The 19,511-nt window shown below is 57.0% G+C and carries 9 protein-coding genes; 3 read left to right on the forward strand and 6 right to left on the reverse strand.

Translation table 11 applies throughout. The features are described from left to right. Positions 1-60 precede the first annotated feature (60 nt). The 4 genes from C1713_RS06165 to C1713_RS06180 all read right to left on the reverse strand — a co-directional run bounded on the left by C1713_RS06165 (position 61) and on the right by C1713_RS06180 (position 5,726). Positions 61-2,073 carry an LTA synthase family protein gene (locus C1713_RS06165; RefSeq protein ID WP_102493338.1) on the reverse strand — a complete coding sequence of 671 codons (2,013 nt, stop codon included), beginning with the start codon at positions 2,071-2,073 and terminating at the stop codon, positions 61-63. Between the two features lie 62 nt (positions 2,074-2,135). Then, the gene (locus C1713_RS06170; RefSeq protein WP_009753868.1) at positions 2,136-3,320 is read right to left on the reverse strand and encodes an FtsW/RodA/SpoVE family cell cycle protein; all 1,185 of its coding nucleotides are present in this window, start codon (positions 3,318-3,320) and stop codon (positions 2,136-2,138) included. Continuing rightward, a complete protein-coding gene (gene trmB / locus C1713_RS06175) occupies positions 3,320-3,979 on the reverse strand; it encodes a tRNA (guanosine(46)-N7)-methyltransferase TrmB (protein ID WP_102493339.1) in 660 nt (219 codons plus the stop codon). The genes C1713_RS06170 and trmB overlap by 1 nt, the downstream gene beginning before the upstream one ends. 82 nt (positions 3,980-4,061) lie before the next feature. Further along, positions 4,062-5,726, reverse strand: coding sequence for a ShlB/FhaC/HecB family hemolysin secretion/activation protein (locus tag C1713_RS06180; RefSeq protein WP_102493340.1), 1,665 nt, complete (start codon positions 5,724-5,726; stop codon positions 4,062-4,064). A 245-nt stretch (positions 5,727-5,971) separates the two neighbouring features. Here C1713_RS06180 and C1713_RS12395 point away from each other — a divergent pair, with 245 nt between their 5' ends. From C1713_RS12395 to C1713_RS06200, 3 genes are read left to right on the forward strand one after another with little or no spacing between them, the layout of a single operon-like run. Next, on the forward strand, positions 5,972-6,097 hold the full coding sequence (locus tag C1713_RS12395) for a secretion protein HlyD (RefSeq protein ID WP_071586108.1): 126 nt from the start codon (positions 5,972-5,974) through the stop codon (positions 6,095-6,097). Between the two features lie 54 nt (positions 6,098-6,151). Next, positions 6,152-6,406, forward strand: a complete 255-nt coding sequence (locus C1713_RS06195; RefSeq protein ID WP_170950785.1) for an RpnC/YadD family protein — start codon at positions 6,152-6,154, stop codon at positions 6,404-6,406. Beyond that, positions 6,403-6,879, forward strand: a complete 477-nt coding sequence (locus C1713_RS06200; protein ID WP_102493342.1) for a low molecular weight protein-tyrosine-phosphatase — start codon at positions 6,403-6,405, stop codon at positions 6,877-6,879. Before C1713_RS06195 ends, C1713_RS06200 begins: the two co-directional genes overlap by 4 nt. Before the next feature lie 84 nt (positions 6,880-6,963). Here the strand turns inward: C1713_RS06200 and C1713_RS06205 are convergent, their stop codons facing one another. Then, entirely contained in the window at positions 6,964-7,590 is a 627-nt protein-coding gene (locus C1713_RS06205; RefSeq protein WP_102493343.1) for a PBECR4 domain-containing protein, read from the reverse strand. A gap of 350 nt (positions 7,591-7,940) precedes the next feature. Then, a complete protein-coding gene (locus C1713_RS06210) occupies positions 7,941-19,406 on the reverse strand; it encodes a YDG domain-containing protein (protein WP_245871007.1) in 11,466 nt (3,821 codons plus the stop codon). Between the last annotated feature and the right edge of the window lie 105 nt (positions 19,407-19,511).

Raw genomic sequence — 19,511 nt, forward strand, 5'->3', positions numbered from 1 at the left:
CAAAGTTTTACATTTACACTTTTCCTAGCGTATCTTTCTGCATCGAAAGCAAGAAAAAACTCAAAGATCCTCTTTCCTGATCAGCAGCTCCGGATGCCGCACATAGTACGCTGTCAGTTCGACGTACGCATCGCGCTCCTCCGTAAATCGCGCCGTATCGACCTGCCACGGCAGCGTTCCTGCCGTCACCGTCAGTGCCTGTGCCGTACGATCTTGATAGCGCCCGACCTCCTCCTGCGTCAGCCATGCGTATGGCGTAACGACATGGTCGAGACGCTCCGTCAGCGGTTTTTCAATGGAGTAGTAGGAGAACCCCTGCGGCGCAATCAGTTCGATCAGTGTCGGCAGAATGTTCATGTGCCCGCCGATCATGTTCCCCGCAAAATCCACTTTCGTCAGCTGCGGATGATGCATCGAGAACGAGGTCATCAGCCGCTCGCGCAGCAGCAGCTCTCTGCGTTCTGTCACCCCCGGAATCAACGGGAACTCTCCGCCCACATGATCACCCGTCACGATGAAGAGGCTGTCGGGATAAACCGCCCGCATTTCGTCAATAAAACGACAGAGTGCCTGATCGGCATACCATGCACAGGCAAGACCGCGATACTTCAGTGAGTCCTTCCGTACGCCGCGGTCTGTCAGTCGCCTCGCGTCGAATCCATACTCCTCAAACGGGAGCAGATACGGGCCATGATTCGACGTCGTATAGATGAAGTGAAACGATGGGACATCGTCCTCCGCGCGTATCCGCCGCCCCACCTCCGCGAGGAAAAGATGGTCGTAGACCCCGAGCCATGTGCGTGGTGCACCTGGCGGGCATATATCGGGGCCGCCGTACGCCGCATGGAAGCCAAGCGCCGGGATGAAATGCGTCAAGCTCCCCCAGTTCAGTCCCCCGCCATACCAGAAAGACGTACGATAGCCGAGACGCTTGAGGATGAGCGGCAGAGCTGTCGGCAGCGTGCACTCCCAGAAGAGCACATTTTCGTTCAGCTCCAAGTCCGCATCGTAGACACCGGTAAGCAGACTCGTGAGCGACGGCTGTGAGATCATGCCGCCCGAGAGAAAATTGTCGATGCAGACGGTATGCTCCTCCGCGCGGAATCGCGCCCCTGCCTCCATCAGCCCCAGCGCCGCGTACGATGCATCAAAATGCACCTGCCCGTAGCTCTCTGCGAGCAGAAAGAAAATGCGGCGCGGCGGTGTGATGACTGCGCCCCGTGCCGTCCGCGCAAATGCGCACAGAGGATCGGGCAGAAGCGGTGCATCAGAGGAAATAATGGCGGGCAGGATCGCCGCCGTATCCGCATCCGTGTGCCGCATCGCCGCATGAACAGTGCGCCGCCGCAGCAGTTTCAGTGCAATGAGGTCATCCATCGTCGCCTTGCCGAGGAACACATCCTCCTTGACCGTGACCGGTACCTCGTCCCACTCCGGCTTTTTGCGGTGACGCAGCGTCCCTCCATAGCGCAGCCAGTAAAAAAACACAATCGACAGTACGAATACACACGCGTTCGCTGCATACTGCCCCGTCCCATCCGCCAGTGTCGGATACGCAAACGGCGGCAGTGCCAAAAGAGCATTCCCTGCGGCATAGCAGAACGCCAGATAGGGCAGATAGCTCAGCAGCAGCCACGCGCCGTGGTTCTGATGAAAGAAAATATCCGCCAGATTTCGCTTGTCGGCGTTGCGTCCAAGCAGGAGAATTGGATTGAACGTATCGTGAAAATGTGAATAGAAAATCATCTTCCCGAGAAACGCCGTATAAAGGACAGCGGCGTAGAGGAGAAATACCGCCAGCCGCACGGTATCCCCAACGGCAAAGTACGCAGGAAAAAACGCTCCCGGCAGAGAGACGAGGAGCAGGAGGGCGAGATAGAGATATGCGTTGACATCCATCCCCCACCAGAAACCGTAGCGGAAGCATGTCAGCCATTTCCTCCACTCGCCGTACGGTGACTTCTTCGGACGATAGACCAAGATGAAGATCAGTCGGAATACGGCGCATAGCAGCGGCGGCAGGAGGAACATCTTCACATCCTGCTGCATCCCCAGAACAAAACTACTGAACATCACATCTCCTCGAAAAATGCTGCATGAAGGGTCGCCCCCTTATGCTGCAGCTGCATACTTTCCTATTGCACCACGTGTATCCTGCTCCGCCGCACCTCCGGCGGCTCATGCTTCTTTTTTTTCACGGGCGGTGCATCCTTGCTGCGGTCCGCGATGCCGAGCAGCATCCCCATCCCCGCCATCGTCACGATCAGCGACGAACCGCCGTAGCTGATGAACGGCAGCGGCACACCCACGACAGGGAGCAGTCCCGCGACCATTGCGAGATTGGCGAGTGCCTGTCCGACGACAAGGAAGATGATGCCGAGGGCGAGCACCTGTCCGAACGTATCCTTTGCCCGCGTCGCTACGCGAATGCTCGCGACCAGCAGAACGGCGAACAGGAAGAAGATCAACAGCACACCGAAAAAGCCATGCTCCTGACTGAAAATTGCAAAGGCGAAATCCGTATGCGCCTCAGGAAGGTACTCATATTTACTCACGCCGTCACCGAAGCCCATGCCGAAAATACCGCCCGAGCCGATCGTCGAGAGGGACTGCACCATCTGATAGCCCGCGTTCCGTGCATCCGACCACGGATCGAGCCACACCTCCATGCGCTTCATGCGATAGGGCTGCAGCGTTCCGATCGCAAGCGCCGCCAATGCGACAGGGATCAGGATCAGCACCCAGCGGCGCGGCGGAACGAGCAGGACGAGTGCCATAAAAAGCGGCACACCGAACACGATGCACGCCGTTCCAAAGTCCGGCTCACGATAGACGAGAAACGCCATGAGGAGAATCGCGCCAAACGGAATTGCAACACGCGGCCAGTCGCGGTCCATGCGGAACCGCTCCTTTGCGAGCACCGCCGAGATCGAGAACGAGCCCATGAGCACGCCCATGAGCTTGGCAAACTCCGCCGGCTGAAAGCTCAAGGGGCCAAGGGCGATCCATCGCTGCGCGCCGTTAATCGTCGTCCCCACAAAGAGCACCGCCACGAGCAGGAAGAGATTAATCCCCAGCCCGATGAACATGAGCCCGCGCAGTCGCTGATAGTTCATCCGCCGGCAGAGCCAGCAGGCAATCGTGCCGAGCAAGAGCCATTGGAGATGCCGCTGCAGAAAATAATACGGATTCTCGAAGTTCATCGCCGCCAGCACATAGCTCGAACTGAACACATTGATCGTTCCTGTCACGAGGAGAATCACCATAACAATGACGATTGGCTCCGTCTCGCTCTTAAAGAGCGTATACCGCGTGTGCATCACATATCCCCTGCGGGGCGATGTGCCACGAGCCGCCCGATCTTTGCGCCGCGTGCGCTGAACTTTCGCTCATACTCCGTCATGATATTGTCCGCCTCGCCGAGTGCATGGAGGTCGTGCGTCACATCCGTCAGACGCCACCCCTCACGCTCCATGGTCTCAAGCGAGTAGGCAAAGAGCCCCGTATTATCCGTTTTGAAACGAATCTCGCCGCCCTCCCTGAGCACCGTGCGGTAACGCGCGAGGAACACCTCGTTCGTCAGGCGGCGTTTCGCATGCCGCGCCTTCGGCCACGGATCGGAGAAGTTCAGATAGATGCGATCGACCTCATGCGGGGCAAAAAGCTCCGTCAGACGCGCCGCGTCGAAGACGAGCAGGCGGACATTCGTCAGCTCCCGCTCTGCGGCCTTACGTGCCGCGAAGTAAAGCACGCCCTGCTGCGCCTCGAGTCCGACGTAATTCACCTCGGGATGGCGTGCCGCAAGCTCCGTCAGGAAATCCCCCTTGCCGACACCGATCTCCACGTGAAGAGGCGCACTGCGTCCGAACTGCTCCGCCCAGTGCCCGGCTGAGCCCGTCCAGTCCCCGCCGAGCGGCGTGACAAACGCCGCATAGTCCAAAATCGCCGCGTCAATCCACGGCTTTCTCCTCAGTCTCATATCCCCATCCCGCTCCGCAGAAATAACGCGCCCCCGTCAGCGCAGCAAGCGCGCAGAGGGGGCGCATCGCATCAATCGCTGCTTACCATATCTTGCCCAGCTGGAACCAGACGCGGCCGCGTGCGTTATTCTTCGGTGCGACCGACGAATCCGAACCGATGCGCCGTGCATAGTCGAGACGTGCAAACCAGTCGCCCGGTGCGCTGTACGCTGCGCCGATTCCCCAGCCGCGCAGCGACACGTGGTTGTCTCCCTCGCCCACCGGGCTCTTGCTCACGCGCACGACGCCCGTATCGTAGAACGTGCTGAGCGTCAATCCGCGCACAGGCGTATGGTAGCGCAGCTCCGCTGTGCCGAGCACGCCCTCATCGCCCGAGCCCTCGCCCTGTGCGTAGGCACGCACGCCATTCGGGCCGCCAAGGTAGAACTCCTCCGAGCTGTCGAGATTGCGGCTCGCCTTCTGCCCCGACACCTTCACGAGGAAATCCGTCGCGTGCCCAATCTTCTGCACGGCCGTCAGGTCGGCCTCGAGCTTGGCATACGTCCCCTCGTCGACATTGTTGACCATGCCGAGCACCGTGCTGTAGAACGAATCATAGCTCAACGTGCCAAGCGTCACATTCGTGCTGTAGTCAAGACTCAGCCCGCCCGACTGCTGCGAACCGACCAGCCCCGCGTAGATGCTGTGCGTATGCTTCTTTCCCTCGAGGTCAAACGCCGTAATGTCGTCCTCCAGATCGCGGTAGTTGTACCCATAACGCAGAGCGAGACTGCGGTCCGTCTGATGGAAAATCGGCACGCGTCCAAAGATCGTCACCGTCGTCGACTTGCCCTCTGCGCCGATCTTTGCGAGCTGTCCGCCGACCTCGTAGTTCATGCGCGAAATGCCCACACCGAGGGTCGAGCCGCCGCGTCCGACCACCGTCTCATAGTTCGCGTAGAAATTGCGCAGACTCCCATTGGAGATCAGCCCGCCGACATTCACCTTGTCGCCTGTGCCCGACGGATCGTAGAGCGTCTCCTGCAGACCGTAGCGGTAGCGTCCTGTCGAGGGGCTGCCGTAGTTCTCCACGTAGAAAATCGTATTGGACTCCTTCGAGTCCTCGATGCGCACCGTCAGCTTGCTCGTGCCGAACTCCCTGCCGGGGCTCAGCACACCGACCGCGCGTGCGCCTGTCGCATCCGACACCGAGTAGAGCGCCGTCTCGAGCTTATCCGTCGTGATGATGTCATCCGCCTTCAGCGCCGCAATGATACGCTGTGCCACGGGCGTCTTGAGGCGGCTGCGATTGTCAATCGTGATCTCATCATAGCGTCCCGGGATGATGCGCAGGACGACCGTCCCGTCCGGACTGTCCTGCGGCGGAAGGTACGCCGCCGCGGCGGGATAGCCGTGGGTACGGCAGTATGTCGTCAGCGCATCCACCGTACGGCGCAGATCGGCAATCGTCTTGCCCTTGCCCATCCCCTCCTGCAGGAGCGTGACAAGCGGCGCCTTGTCTAGATTCAGATCGGGCGCCTCCAGAATGAAGTTCTCCACCGTAAACGTCGCATCATAGTGATCCTGCTGATACGTCGGCGTCCGATCCTCCACGCCGATCTCCGGCGCCAGCAGCTCACCTGCAATATCCGCCTCAGGCCGTGCAAGCGACGGTGCGGCATCTGCTGCCGTTCCCGCACAGAGCACCGCCGTGCAGAGCAGCGCCGCTGCGCCCCTATGCGCCTTCTTCCATCTGCGATGATACATTCCACTATGCACGATCGAACTCAACTCCTACATGATGCTGTCGAACACTCTTCCTCATCTGAGGTGCCATTGTACTAGACACACAAATCCATTTGTATTCTAACACCTTCATAAAAACATTTCAACTTTCGCAGTCCCGATTCAATACAGGATTCGTCAATAATATACGAAAGCTTAACATGTTCACGGTAAAACTTGGGAATTAAGGAATCGCTGATAAAATGAAGTCTGCCAGATTGGCGTAGATTTTTTGTCCGAACAAGGAGGAAAACCGGACGCATAGCAAAGGCTATGTGGAGGATTTTCCGCCGAAGTGCGGGCGAAAAAGATGCGTCAAGATGGTAGTGCTGAATTTATCAGTGCTTCCTTAAGCCATAATTTGCTATAATACGTATGGGAATATCTTCCGCCCGAACCCGGCAGAGATGAATTACAAAGAACTCGCTGATCGGACATCATTTTTCAAAGAACAGGAAAAGGGGGTAAGCTCTGTGTGTGAAATCATGGAAGAACTGATGGCAAGAGGTCGTCAGGAGGGACTTAGTAAAGGGCGCACGGAGGAGCGTCGGCATAATATCCTACGTATGCTGTCCAAAGGAAAATCAACAGCAGAGATCGCTGATCTGCTGGATATTCCCCTGCACGAGGTTGAGTCACTGGCACAAGGAAAATCTGCATGACACAAAAAACGAAAGACAAAGTAAATATTCTATTCGTCTGCCACGGCAACATCTGCCGCTCGCCGATGGCGGAGTTCGTGATGAAACATCTCGTTCGCGAAGCGGGACTGGCGGATCGCATCTGTGTCGCATCCAAGGCGCTCCATACGGATGAAATCGGCAGCGACACCCACCATGGCACGCGTGCTGTGCTGGACGCACACACCATCCCATACGAGAAACGCAGTGCGGCGCTCATGACACGCGCCGACTACGACACATACGACATCATCATCGGAATGGACGAGGAAAATATGCGCGACCTCGCCCGCCTCACGGGCGGCGATCCCAAAGGCAAGGTACACCGCCTCCTTTCCTACATCGGCGAAAACCGCGACGTTGCCGACCCGTGGTACACAGGGAACTTTGACGTGACCTACCGCGACGTGGATGCAGGATGCCGCGCACTGCTCGCGGAACTAGGGAAGTCCTGATAAACACCTGATTTTATCAGCGATTCCCTAGCAAAAGGGCGCCCCATCGACACAGTATCGTCGATGGGGCGCTCTTTATCGTATTCATTTCATCGCATCCCGTATATCCTGCGGAAGCACATCTTGATTGATTTCATGCACAATCTTCTCATCAACGTATACGCATACCCACGCTTCTTTTGTTCCAGCGCGCTTAGAATATACTGCATAGACCTTCCTCAGCACATCAACATTGTCCCGTACCGACTGATTCTTTAATGACACAGGAACATCTTTATTGCCTGTCTGGCGAATCCCCAAACTAAGGCGATTCTTTGTATCGCCAACAAAATAATCAGCATTGATGTACACATCGTTATGGAGTGATATACCAATCCAAAACTTATGATACAAAACGTCTGCCAGATAGGGAAGAACAGCCAGTTTCAGATGTGTTACTCCATCTTTTCTGAATTGAACTTTTGTAGGCGACAATCTATTGTTGCAGCACATCTGAAAGAACACCTTCGGCGTCACCTGCTCCGCATAGCAAACTCCCGTCAAATGCGTAAAATTACTCTCCGAAAAAACAATCCGTTTCCACGCCGTCCCCGTTCCTGCAGAAGAATCTTGATAAATGACAGCAAACACTCGTCCCGCGAGTTTCTCACGATAAGCAATACTCGACTCATGTAAAATTTTTACTGTTTCGTCGCGGGTAAATTTCTTCATCTTTGCGAAACCACCTGACTATAGAAATTGGGGGCATCCAAACGAATGCCCCCAACCATACCGATTTTACCGCCGCTCCCCGGCTTCCTAGCCCTCATGTCTAGGTCTTCTGTAGAGTTTTACCGTCGCTCTCCGACTTCTCAGCCCTTATGTCTGAGTCTTAATGTGGAGTTTTTCAGGTGTCGGCTCACCCTTTTCCTATATTATATAGCACACCAAGTCGTTTGACAAGAACGACTTTAGAGAAGCACTGATAAACACCTCATTTTATCAACGATCCCCTAGCAAAAGAACGCCCCATCGACACAGTATCGTCAATGGGGCGCTTTTTATTTTGTGTTTTGTAAATCTCAGCCGAATACCTCGTCAACGATGGTGTAGACCGTATCGTCAAGGACGTTGATATCGCTCCGCGTGATATCCTTTCCATCCCTCATCACATTGACGGCGGGCGGAACGGGATCAACCTGTGCCGACGGCTTGCGGCTATAGTGGTTCGTGCGGTCGAGCGACGCATTCTCATACGCGTATTCGTCCGGCGTCATCTTGCTCACCTGCGTCATCGTCTTATAGTACTCATAGTCGGGGATATAGGGTCCGATATAGAGTGCCGTTTTGTTTGCAGGGTCTTGGATGAAGCGGTAGTTCCGCGACACCGCGTCGCCGTCTTTTGCACCGTTCGGCGCATGGTACGTACCGTTCACGGCATAGTGTCCGACGCGCAGACGCGCATTCGGGGCGTCATAGTCGATCGTTCCCGGGAGCACCTCGCCCTGCAGAACCGCCGGAATGTCGTCATGGCCGAGGTTCGACCCGGACGGCGTTCCCGTGTAGCTTGAGGGAAGGCCCTCGTTGATCCAACGGCTCTGCGGATCTGCCTTCAGCACGATGTCCTTCGGCGTAATTTTGCCCTTGCCGACATACGGGTTCGCGAGGTTCACGGCATTGCCGTTCGCATCGACAATCTCATAGTTATTGGCGCCCGTGCCGCTGATCGCAAGGCTGTAGTTGACGTTCTTATCGCCGACCGTGCCGCGTCCCTGATTCCAGACGTTGCCCTGCCATTTGACATTGGGATCATCGTATACTGCCGTCGTGTCATTGCTGACATCGCCGTCCTTCCGGAACACGGTATCGAGGCCGCCGTCTGGATTTGTCGGTGTTCCGCTGTAGTGATGGAACTTGACGAGGTTATCCCCGCCCGCCGTGATGAGATTCCCCGCCGCGTCGTGCACGACAATCGCTGTCGTCCCGTCGTATTCCTTCGTCAGATAGTTCGTCGGGTCGGCGATCAGCCTGCGCTTTGTGATCTGTCCTGCATCGTCCTTGTCCACGATGCCGTCCCACGAACCGAGGTTAAAGTTCCGATTGTCGATTTTCACCCGATAGTCCACACGCGGATTGCCGGCATTCTTATCGCGATACGTGCCCGTCACCGACGCAACATTCTCATCAGGCAGTGTGCGTGCGACGCCGCCGATGGTAACGGTGCTGGCGGGCAGGAGATTGCCCCTCGGATTGTCAACCGCCGTCGTGCCGTCATACTCCTTCTTCGCCAAGCCAAAGTGAAGATCGAAGTTGGCCGCCGTCACATTCGCCTTATCAATCGACCCCTTTCCGTAGTAGTTCTCCTTAAAGTCGTAGTTGCCCGCATTCGTGCCGAGCTGCGAACGAAGCGCCGCGCCGACATTGCGGTACTGCACATCTTTCTCGCCTGCGTTCGCATCTGCTCTAAAGGTCGCATCCGTGCTGTTGTACCCGTAGTCGCTGTCGACATTCGTGGTCGTGAGGGTCGTAATGCGCCCGTTGATCACACCGACACCATCGTTCAGGAGCGTGCGTTCCGCCGCGGCATCAACGCGTGCCGTGACATGCGTATTATTCGTCGACGTCGTATCGTAGGTCTTTTCAGCACGATCAAACGTGATATTCAGCAGACGCTTCTTGATCGTATTGTCAGTCGTGGTCAGGCCGCCCGCAGGAATCGCATTCCCAAGCACATCCACCAGACGGTAGTTCGCGGCATCTGCCCCGGTAAGCTGCGGATTGTAGATCACGGTCTTGCCCGTGCCCGCATTCTTATCGGCATATTCTGCCGTCGATGCGTTCTGCACATCATCGCCCGCAATCAGACCGCCGTGCTCCAGCTCAACGACGCTGTCCCCGTTCGTGACCTGCGTCCCATGACGTTTGGTCACAGTCTCGGGATGCGCCGCATCATAGACGTAAGACGTCCCGTCATACGTCTTGACGAGCTGACCAAGTCCGGCGACACGGACATCCTTCGGTGTAATCTCACCGACGTCATCCTTGGTAAAGTCGGTAATGTTGAAGTTATTGCCCGTGTACTTCAACCCATAGGTGACAGTCTTGCCCGTACCCGCATTCTTATTGTCATAGTGCGAAGCATTCGGGTCAACGGCAAGATCGTCCTTGATATTGACCGTCTGCGAGCCGACTTGAACTGTCGCGCTCGTGAGATAGTTCCTGAGCGCATCAGAGGTGTTCTTCCCGTTGTACTTGACCGCACGCGTGCCATCATAGATTTTCCTGGCACCCGCCGTGTCAAATATCGTATTGATATTTCCCGGCGTGATCGTCAGCGGATTGATGCGGCCCTTCCCAGCGGCAGCGGTATAGTTCTTGGTGCCGCCATCCACGCGATAGTTCGCGGCAGTCGTATCGCGCGTCGCAAGATCCGCGAGAGCGGCATCCAGCCCCGTGTAGCTGACCGCCTTATCCGTTACGTTGCGGTTCGCATCGCGGCTGACCGTCGGGTCTGCATTTCCTGCGGCGTCGAGATATTTCCCGTTGACCAGCGAGAGCGCTGTCGAATCAAGAGCAAGCGTATCCCCCGCCGCAACACCGCCGAAGACAATATCTCCCGCCGTCAGCCCGGTCACTGCCGCCGTGCCGTCGTAATCTTTTTCCTTGCGCGCGACATCGACCGAGAGCGTCTTCTTGTAGATATCTGCCGCAAGCGTCGTCGGCGAGGTCCCAATCGTGTAGTTGGCGGTTGCCGCAGCGGGCCCCGAGAGGGTCAGCGAGTAGGTGACCGTACGTCCTGCCGTCGCAGAAGTACGTGCCTCCGCATCCGCCTTTGTCTCTGCCGAGGCGTTTTTGCTGTTATACGTCCCCGTCACATTCAGTACGATTCCCTTGTTGCGGTCTGCGGCAACAATTCCCTCCAGATGCTCACGCGTCATCGCATTGACAAAGTCGCGGTTCGTCTGATCGAACGTCGCCGTACCGTCGTACTCCTTGATGAGATGCTGCGGAAGCAGTGTCGCAAGGTCACGTCTGGTGATGGTGTCGCCCGTGTGATGGATGTTCTTGTTGCGCGTTCCCGAGAAATCGAAATTCGTCGTGTTGATGGTCACGTTGTAGTCAACGCTGTTCGCAAGCGCCACGTTCGCATCGTTGTACTGCGCACTGTTCAGGCTGATATCGTCAAGGTTGATCGGCACCGTATTCCCGCCGCCAAGATCCAAGGTACTGGTTTGGAAATGCTTCTTGACATGAGCCATATCCTTGTAGGACTTGCGGGTTACAGGGTCTGTCCATACGACATCTCGTGTGCCGTCGTACATCTTCGCAGCGGGGTCGATACTGAAGCTGAAGTCGTTCGCGGTGACCGTACGCTTGCGGATTGTCCCCTTGCCGTAGGCGGTATCTGCTACTTCATAGTTGCCCGCATACGGCTGAGCCGCAAGGGTATTGGCGAGATTCGAGTACTGCACATCCTTGCCGTTCGTGATGACGTTTCCGTTTGCATCCGTCACAACGTTGGGATTCTGCACGAACGTTCCGTCGGTATTGCCCGCACCGTAGAAACTCTGAACACCCGCCGTATTGAACGACGCGCTCGTGATGCCGTCCGCCGCAAGCGCTGCCGCACCGCGTCCGTCGCTGTTGCCCGCCGTCACGGAGGTAATGTTCTTCGTATTGTTGACTGCGGTCGTATCATACGGCTTCGACACATTGGCAAACCCGAGTGTGATCTTGCGCGGGGAGATCGTACCCGCCGCGTCCATATTGAGACCGTCCTCGGCGTTGGCCGTCGTCATGCCGTCGGAGAGCTGATAGTTGCGCCCGCCGTTCGCGGCATCGATCTTGACATTGTAGGCAATATCCTTCGCTGTCACATTGCCGCCGCCGTCGCGCACGACGTTCTTGTCCGCCGTACGGTTCGTGAGATTATCGACGTAGTTCGCCGTGATCGTCATCTTTGCGCCGTCGTTCACCGCCGCGCCGTTCGACGTCCGTACGAGCTTGTTGTCGTTGGTCGTCCCCGCTGCATAGACGACATTGCCGCGCGCGTCGTCATCGACAAATTTATCATAGTGACGCGATGCCGTATCGATGAGCTTCGCGTTCCCGTCATAGATCTTGTCGATGCCCGAATTCTGTGCAAGCCCCACATTCAGCACACGGCGGTCAATCGTGCCCTGTGCATCCTTGGTAAAGTCATTCGTTCCATTGACCGTGATATTATTGTTGTTCAGATGGAACTTGTACGTCACCGTATCGGGCGTGCCGTTCGTCGCATTGGGGCTGGAGTAACGCGTTCCCCCAAGATCCATCACAACGTCGCTGCTGAGATCAACCCAGTTTCCGTTCAGCATGACACCGATGGTTGTGATGTAGTTCTTCACATCATTCGATGCCGCAGATCCGTTGTACTTCACGGCACGCGTGCCGTCGTAGACCTTCGAGGCATTCCCCGCCGTAAAGGTCACATCGCTTGCATTGATGATTGCCTTGCCGATCGAGCCCTTGCCGTAGCCGTCCGTATCAAAGACGTAGTTCGCCGCATCACTGCCGAGGGTTGTCCCCATCGCTGCAGCGAGGCCTGCGTACTGTACATCCTTGTTCGTGCCCGCATTTGCATCGGGGGTAAACGTGCCGCCCGTCCGCCGTCCATAGTTGCTGACGATGCCGCCCAGATTGGTCAGCTTGTTCGAGCCGTTGACGAGTCCCGCGCTGTCGCGGTTCAGCACTGCTGCATCGGCAGCCGAAACAGACGGTGTAATCGACGTATTCGTCGGTGTACCGTCATAGCTCTTGCTGACATTGCCGAAGGTGACGTTCACCCTGCGTGCCGTGATCGTATTGTTCGTTGTTGTAATCGGTGCCGTGATGGCTGTCCCCATCGCGTCGACGAGGCGGTAGTTCCCGGCATTCATCGGATCGATCTTCACATCGTAGGTGATGGACTTGCTGCCCGCGCCAACATTCTTATCATCATAGGAAGCCGTCGACTGATTCGTCGCACCGTCCCCTGCGATGAGTCCCGTGAGGGAAACCATGTCGTTCGCCGTGCGTATCGTCCCGAGCGAGTTGCGCGCCGCACCGATCACATCGGTCGTTCCATCATAGACCTTCGTCATCGGTCCCTGAATCGCCGCCTTGACATCCTTCGGCGTGATGGTGCCGTCGCCCAATGCGTCAAATGTCGATGCGCCGGGAGCAAGCGCAAAGTTCCCGCTCGTTCCCGTATAGCGCATGTGATAGGTCACGCGGCCGACCGAGGCACCACCTGCCACATTCTTCGTATCATATTCCGCCGACTGCAGGCTGACATCGCCCAGGACACTCAGCGTGTTCCCGCCCACCGTCACCTGCGCATCGGTAATGTAGTTCTTTACATCATTGACGGCCGCCGACCCGTTCGTCCACTTGACCGTCCTCGTTCCGTCATAGACCTTCGTCGCAGGTCCCGTTGTCAGGAGCGTCACCGTCGAGGGGTTCAATTGGAGCGGCGTGATTTCGCCCAGCCCCTTTGCCGTCGCACTGATGGTATAGTTATCCGCATCCGCACCGCCGAGCGAGAGCCCTGAATAGTTGATCCAGTTCTTCTGCACCGCTCCGTCGATGACCGTCGTCGTCCCATCACCGCGCACATTCGGGCTCTGGAATGCCTCCGCATGCCCCGCGAGGCTGACCGAGTCTCCGCTCAGCACGGCGCCTGACGTGAATCCAACAGCGGTCGGATCAACATTTGTCGTGCCGTCATACACCTTCGTGATCTTTGTGAACGCATTGGAAAGATCCTTCGGCGTAATCTTGCCCGTCGCCGAAAGTTTAAGTCCGTTCTCCGCATCGATCGGTGTGCCGCCGTTGGCAAACGCATAGTTGTGTGCATCACCGCCCGAAATGTGAATATCGTACTGTATATCTTTGTCGATGACCGTGCCCGCCGACTTCGCGACATTCTTGTCATTCGCCGTGTTTCCGCTGTTGCGGTAGTTTGACTCAATATGGAAGGACGAGCCGTCATTGACGAGCTCCTTCGATCCCGCCGCGTACTTCACATTGCCGCGTGCATCCGTCTTCGTAAGCGCGTTCCAGTGCTTCGACGCCGTATCGATGAGTCCCGTCTGGCCGTCATAGACCTTGTCAATGCCCGTGTTCTGCACAAGGGCGAGATCGATGGTCCGGCGCGTAATCGTGCCGTCGCCGTAGACCTTCCCGCGGCCTTCTTCGAGTTTCTGCCCGCCGAGGGTATAGTTCTTGATCTTGATTGGGTCTCCGCTCGCCGCGACGTTGTACATGACCTTCGCCGCTTCGAATGCATTTGCCGTCGGGTTTTTCGCCGCCGTGGTGAACTTTGCGCCGCCGCTCGTAAGGCTGAACGTCACATTGTCGCCCGCGACGACGCCCGTCCCGGGACCGCCGCTCGGCACAATCGACCAGCCGGCAGGGACATTGTAGACATCCGTCCCGTCATACTCCTTTGTTGCATTCGCCACGGTGCCAAATGCATCAACGACGTGGAAGTCGTCCGGGTTAAGGTCGCGGCGGTTGATTGTCCCCTTGCCGTAGGCATCCGTGTCCACGGTGTAGTTGCCCGCCGTGGGTGTCCCAAACTCTGTGCCGAACGCATTCTTCATGTTCGTGTACTGCACATCATGCTGTACGCCGTTGCTCGCGTTGGGATTCGGCGTAAACGTCGTCCCCGCGAGGCGGCCGTAATCGCTGTGATAGTTCCCCGGTGACGCACTCATCTGCGTGTTGTACTGTGCGGTGAGGCGCGACGCCGTCACATTGTCGTCGCCCAGAATGGCGCCGATCACGGAGCTGTTCACCGTATCGGTGATCTCTGCTACGGTCGCGGACGTATTGCGCGTATCCCCATCATAGGTCTTTGACACATCAGCCATCTTGATCTTCAGCGCACGCGGCGTAATCGTCCCGGCATTGGCAACGGTCAGCGGCGCATTCAGCGTCACGGTCGTTCCCGCGCCTGTGCCCGCCGCTGAACTGATCACCGTATTCGCCGCATCCACGATCTGATAGTCGTCGGCATACTGTCCCGAAAGCTGCGCCGTGTAGTTGACCGTCTGCGTCGTGATGTTGTGCGAAGGATCATAGGCGACGTTTTTCGAGGCGTACGCCGCCGTCGAGGTGTTCGTGCGCTTCTCCTGCTGTCCGGCATCGTTCGTCTGCCAGCCCGTAAAGGTGACGACAGAATCTCCCTTGACGATATTGCGGCTGCCGTCCGTATGCTCGGCCATGGCATCGTAGACCTTCGTGATATTGTGCGTCGTCGCCGTCAGATTGGCAGGGGTAATAGTCCCCGACGCCGTAACATGGGCGGGGTTCGCGTTCGTGATATTTTCGAGATTCTTCAGCGTCCCGGCGGCCTCTGCCGCCGCCGAACCGAAGGTATAGTTCGACAGCGGATTGGTCGTCCCGTTGCTTGTACGGGCGATGACATCATAGGCAACGTACTGTGCCTCGGAGACATGCGAGGTGAGGTTGTTTCCATCCGGGTCGCTTGCGAAATGCCCCGCCGATCCGCTCTTCAGGTCAAAGGTGATCTTCCCGTAGTCGCGCGTGACAAGGCCCGTCGTTGGAGACGGTGCGACAGGTGTCGTCAGATAGGCACCCGAGGGGAGGGTATAGCGGTCATTGCCGTCGTAGACCTTCGTCGCATTGGCGACCGTTCCATCCGACTTACGCACCTGAAAGCCCGTCGGATCGATGCGGCGGCGCGTGATCGTTCCTGTGCCGTACTGCGTATCGACAATCTTATAGTTGTTGTCCGACAGTGTTCCTGCAAGCCCCGTATACTCCACCGTACGGCTGCCCGCATTGACGTTCGAAGCAAACGATGCCCCCGTACCACTGCCATAGCGGCTGGTCACGCCCGTCATATTGAAGTTCGTCGTGGTGATCCCGTCCGCCGTGACGACAGTGCCGCCGGCACCGTCGTTCAGCGTAGCGAGTTCCTTGTCCGTATTGGTATCCGTGCCGTCATAGATCTTCGTCACGGGGGTAAACGTCATCGTGAGGCTGCGCGGGGTGATGACGCCCGTATAGCTCCCCGCGATTGCCGCGCTGTTTGACACCGTCGTCCCCGTCGGATCGAGCGTATAGTTATCCGACTCCGCCCCCGCAGGGCGCACGAAGGACGCGGTGTAGTCCACCGCTTGTGTCGTGGGGCTGCCAAATGCGTCCAGGACAACATTCTTGGTCGCATACATCGCCGTCGACGTATTCGTACGCGACTCGCCCGTCACAAAGCCCGAGAGCGTGACCAGCGGATCCCCCTTGATGATATGGCGGTTGTCGTCGGTCTGCTCGCGCATGGCATCGTAGACCTTCGTAATATTGCTGTTCACGACAGTCGCCGTGAGAACCTTCGGCGTGATCTTGCCGTCGCCCGTTGCGTCAAACGCACTGCTGAGCGAATGCTTCGTCACACCATCTGCCCCAAGAACATAGTAATCGGACAGCTCGTGTCCGCCGTACGCATCCGTATGGGTATCTGCTACACCATGGACATTGTAGGCGAGCTTCGTCGCCTCGGCAACGTTCTTTGTATCATTTCCGCTGCCGTCCTGGAACCGTCCCCGTCCGCCCGTCAGGGCGAACGTGATGTGCCCATGATCGCGCGCAACGATGCCCGTCGTGCTGCTCGCCGGAGCATTGACCGAGAGATAGGTATTGGGATCCGGGGTATAGAACACGTTCCCGTCGTAGACCTTCTCCGCACTGACCTCAAGCCCTGTCACGCGGTTGTAGACCTTGAAGCTGTCGCGCGTGATCTCACGCCGGACAATATCGCCGTCGAGATAGAGCTTGCTGTTTGTCACAGCGGTCTTTGTCCCGCTCAAAGGAAGTTTGTAGAACAGCTCATAGTTCCCCGCATCAGCACCCGTCAAGCCAACGTTGGTATATTCCAGCTTGTGGATGCCGACATGAATCTGCTCATTGCCCGACGTATCGGTGTACTTCGGATCGGTGACGGACGTGAGATCAATATCGTCGACCGCATTGTTGTCATTGCGCATGATCTCACCATCATGGTGGACGGGAGATGTCGCCGAAGACGGCGGTGCCGTATATGTCTTGTCGAGTGTGACATTCGGCGTAGCACCCGTCTGCTTCATTGCGGCATCGAGTACATTTGATTCGCCGTTGTAGATCTTGTCGTCCGCCTTATACTTATTGATATGGAGATAGACCGGTGCCTTGGTGATGGTCGCACTGCCCGTCAGGTTGCTGAGCGACGTGTTGTCGAAGATGTAGTTTACCGCATCTGCGCCGGTAAAACCGATCGATCCGCTGAACTTGACGGGCTTGTCCGTGCCGACGTTCTTGTCGATATTTGCCCCCGTGGCAGGAAGTGTTCCATTCTTGACCATCACTGCCTTGAATCCGCCCGTGGTGAAATCAAGGCTGACCGTACCCGCTGCAATATCCTCCGTGGTAAAACCCGAGGAGGTGATACTTCCGCTCGTGAGTGCGGCGATAAATGCATCCGTGACGTCGCTCTTGCCGTTATACATGCGTTTCGGCTTGATATTACCGCTGTCGAGGCGGACATCGCGCGGCGTGATTGTGACATTGACCCCGCGCAGATTCGGCCCCTCCTGATCGTCCGTCCAAAGGATCGCCTTCGGCCGAATGTTCGGCATCGTCCCCACCACATTGCGGATGCCGTCCGTCGTGTTCAGATCCTGCCCGCTCACGTAGCCCTTTACCTTCGCGGGATCAACATTTCCGCTGAACGTCACATTCGATACTCCGCCGACGGCATTCGGCGTGTTCTTGTCGACAATCTTCAGGTAGTAGCTGTTGTACTCGGGGCTGATGTCTGCCCCGCTGTGCGGAACAATATTCCCACCCACTAGGGTGCCGTTCGTCTTGACCGTATTCCCGGCTGCGGCAGAGGGCGTGCCGTCCGCCTTAAAGTAGCGGTAGTTGTACGTCGCTGTCGCCGTGCCGTCCATAAACGCCGTCAGCATGGGGAGCGTACGTCCCTCATAGATGCGCCACTTCGCCCCGGGGGCACCGTCATTGTTGATGTTCCAGTTTGTATAGGTGGCAGACGTCTTTGCCTTAGCTGCCGGAGGAGGCGTCGTCAGGCCGTAAAGAGTCGCCTCTCCTGTGTTCTTATTGATCGTATAAGTATCGTTGATCGGCGGAGCCGTTGACGATGTAATAAACGGGTCCGCCGTCGAATAGGCTCTGTTCACCTTAAATCCCGGTGTAAATGCGGACGGATTATCGATACCGTAAACCAGCCCTGCTGCCGGAGAGAGCCCAACCGGTGTCACTTCGCTGTACACATCATTAAACACCGTACCATAATGACGTGCTGCACCAAGAATACCGCCGCTGTTGGTCGTCACCTTGCTGTACGACTCCGAGACTGTGGTGTTTTCCGCACCGCCGATGATGCCGCCGGCGTACCATTGTCTTCCGGTAACGGTGGAATCCGTTACCGACACGCCGCGCAGTACCGTATTGCCTGTCGTATACCCGACAAGTGCTCCTCCATAGTACGGCTTATTCGTTGGCAGCGCAATATTTACGCCCTTGATCCCGATGTTGTCAAAGCGCGCGCCGCTTGCACGTCCAAAGAGACCATTATCAATCCGCCCGTTTACGCTGGGAATGGTATAATTCTTTACCTTATAGAAATTGCCGTCGATCTTCCCCGTAAACGGAGCTGCGCCATTGCCGCCGAGCGGCGTCACCGCTTTCGGCGCAAGAGTCACAGGGTCGGTAAAGTCGATGTCATTCGCGAGCATATAGTTGCCCGCGAGATTGCTGCTGATGTTCTGAAACTCGGTTGTATTGTGAACAAGCTTATAGTAGTTGTCCGCCGCCGTTGCCGCTGTGCCGTTCACCGTATAGGCAGATGCCGCAGGGGGCGTCGCTGTCTGGTAGCCGATATGCGCATAGCCGTCGTTTGCCGCATCGGTATGGAGGACGACAGGGCGTGTTGCCGCACTGACCGTGCCTGCGTCAAGAATACGGATATTCTTGCCGTAGACCTCGACCTTATTCGCCGACACGCTGCCCATATTGACGACATCCGCCTTGCCGACTGCCGTGGTGCTGAGCGGAGCGGTGCCGCTCGTCTCGAAGGCTCCCGCACCAACCGTCGACGTCTCCTGCGTGGAGACGTAGAGATTGCCGACGTTCACGGATGCCGTCTTGCCCATGAGTACGCCGTTCGGGTTGACAAGATAGATATCGCCGCCGCTGTTGTTGATCGTACCGTTGATGGCAGAGGAACTGCCGCCCGTCACGATGTTCAGGTAATTTTTTCCATCATAATTGACCGTCTCACCGGCCTTGACGGAGTAATCGTTCCATTTGATGACGTTGTTCAGTGTGGTGCCGGTGATGCTCGTCGTCACCGCATTCGGGCGTCCAACATTGACCCCTGCAGTCATATCGTGCTCGCCCATCGGCGCGGCGGATGCCATCTGTGGAATCAGGAAGGCTCCTGCCAGTCCTGCCGCCAGCGCATAGCACACACGCCATGACAGTTTGCGTGTCCGATTCGTTCTCATGATTCCATGCTCCCATCCATCGCTTTATCCATCCTCGTATTATCTATGTTATCGTATTTTTACTCCGCTACATAATAGCATGGATACGATAGGAAAACAAGAAAA

The sequence above is a fragment of the Centipeda felix genome (genome assembly GCF_900186465.1).
Lineage (GTDB): Bacteria > Bacillota > Negativicutes > Selenomonadales > Selenomonadaceae > Centipeda > Centipeda felix.

Excerpts from the sequence above, each read along its gene's own strand:
- C1713_RS06165 (WP_102493338.1), bottom strand. The coding sequence starts at position 2,073 with ATGTTCAGTAGTTTTGTTCTGGGGATGCAGCAGGATGTGAAGATGTTC.
- C1713_RS06170 (WP_009753868.1), bottom strand. The coding sequence starts at position 3,320 with ATGCACACGCGGTATACGCTCTTTAAGAGCGAGACGGAGCCAATCGTC.
- trmB (WP_102493339.1), bottom strand. The coding sequence starts at position 3,979 with ATGAGACTGAGGAGAAAGCCGTGGATTGACGCGGCGATTTTGGACTAT.
- C1713_RS06180 (WP_102493340.1), bottom strand. The coding sequence starts at position 5,726 with ATGTATCATCGCAGATGGAAGAAGGCGCATAGGGGCGCAGCGGCGCTG.
- C1713_RS06195 (WP_170950785.1), top strand. The coding sequence starts at position 6,152 with ATGAATTACAAAGAACTCGCTGATCGGACATCATTTTTCAAAGAACAG.
- C1713_RS06200 (WP_102493342.1), top strand. The coding sequence starts at position 6,403 with ATGACACAAAAAACGAAAGACAAAGTAAATATTCTATTCGTCTGCCAC.
- C1713_RS06205 (WP_102493343.1), bottom strand. The coding sequence starts at position 7,590 with ATGAAGAAATTTACCCGCGACGAAACAGTAAAAATTTTACATGAGTCG.
- C1713_RS06210 (WP_245871007.1), bottom strand. The coding sequence starts at position 19,406 with ATGAGAACGAATCGGACACGCAAACTGTCATGGCGTGTGTGCTATGCG.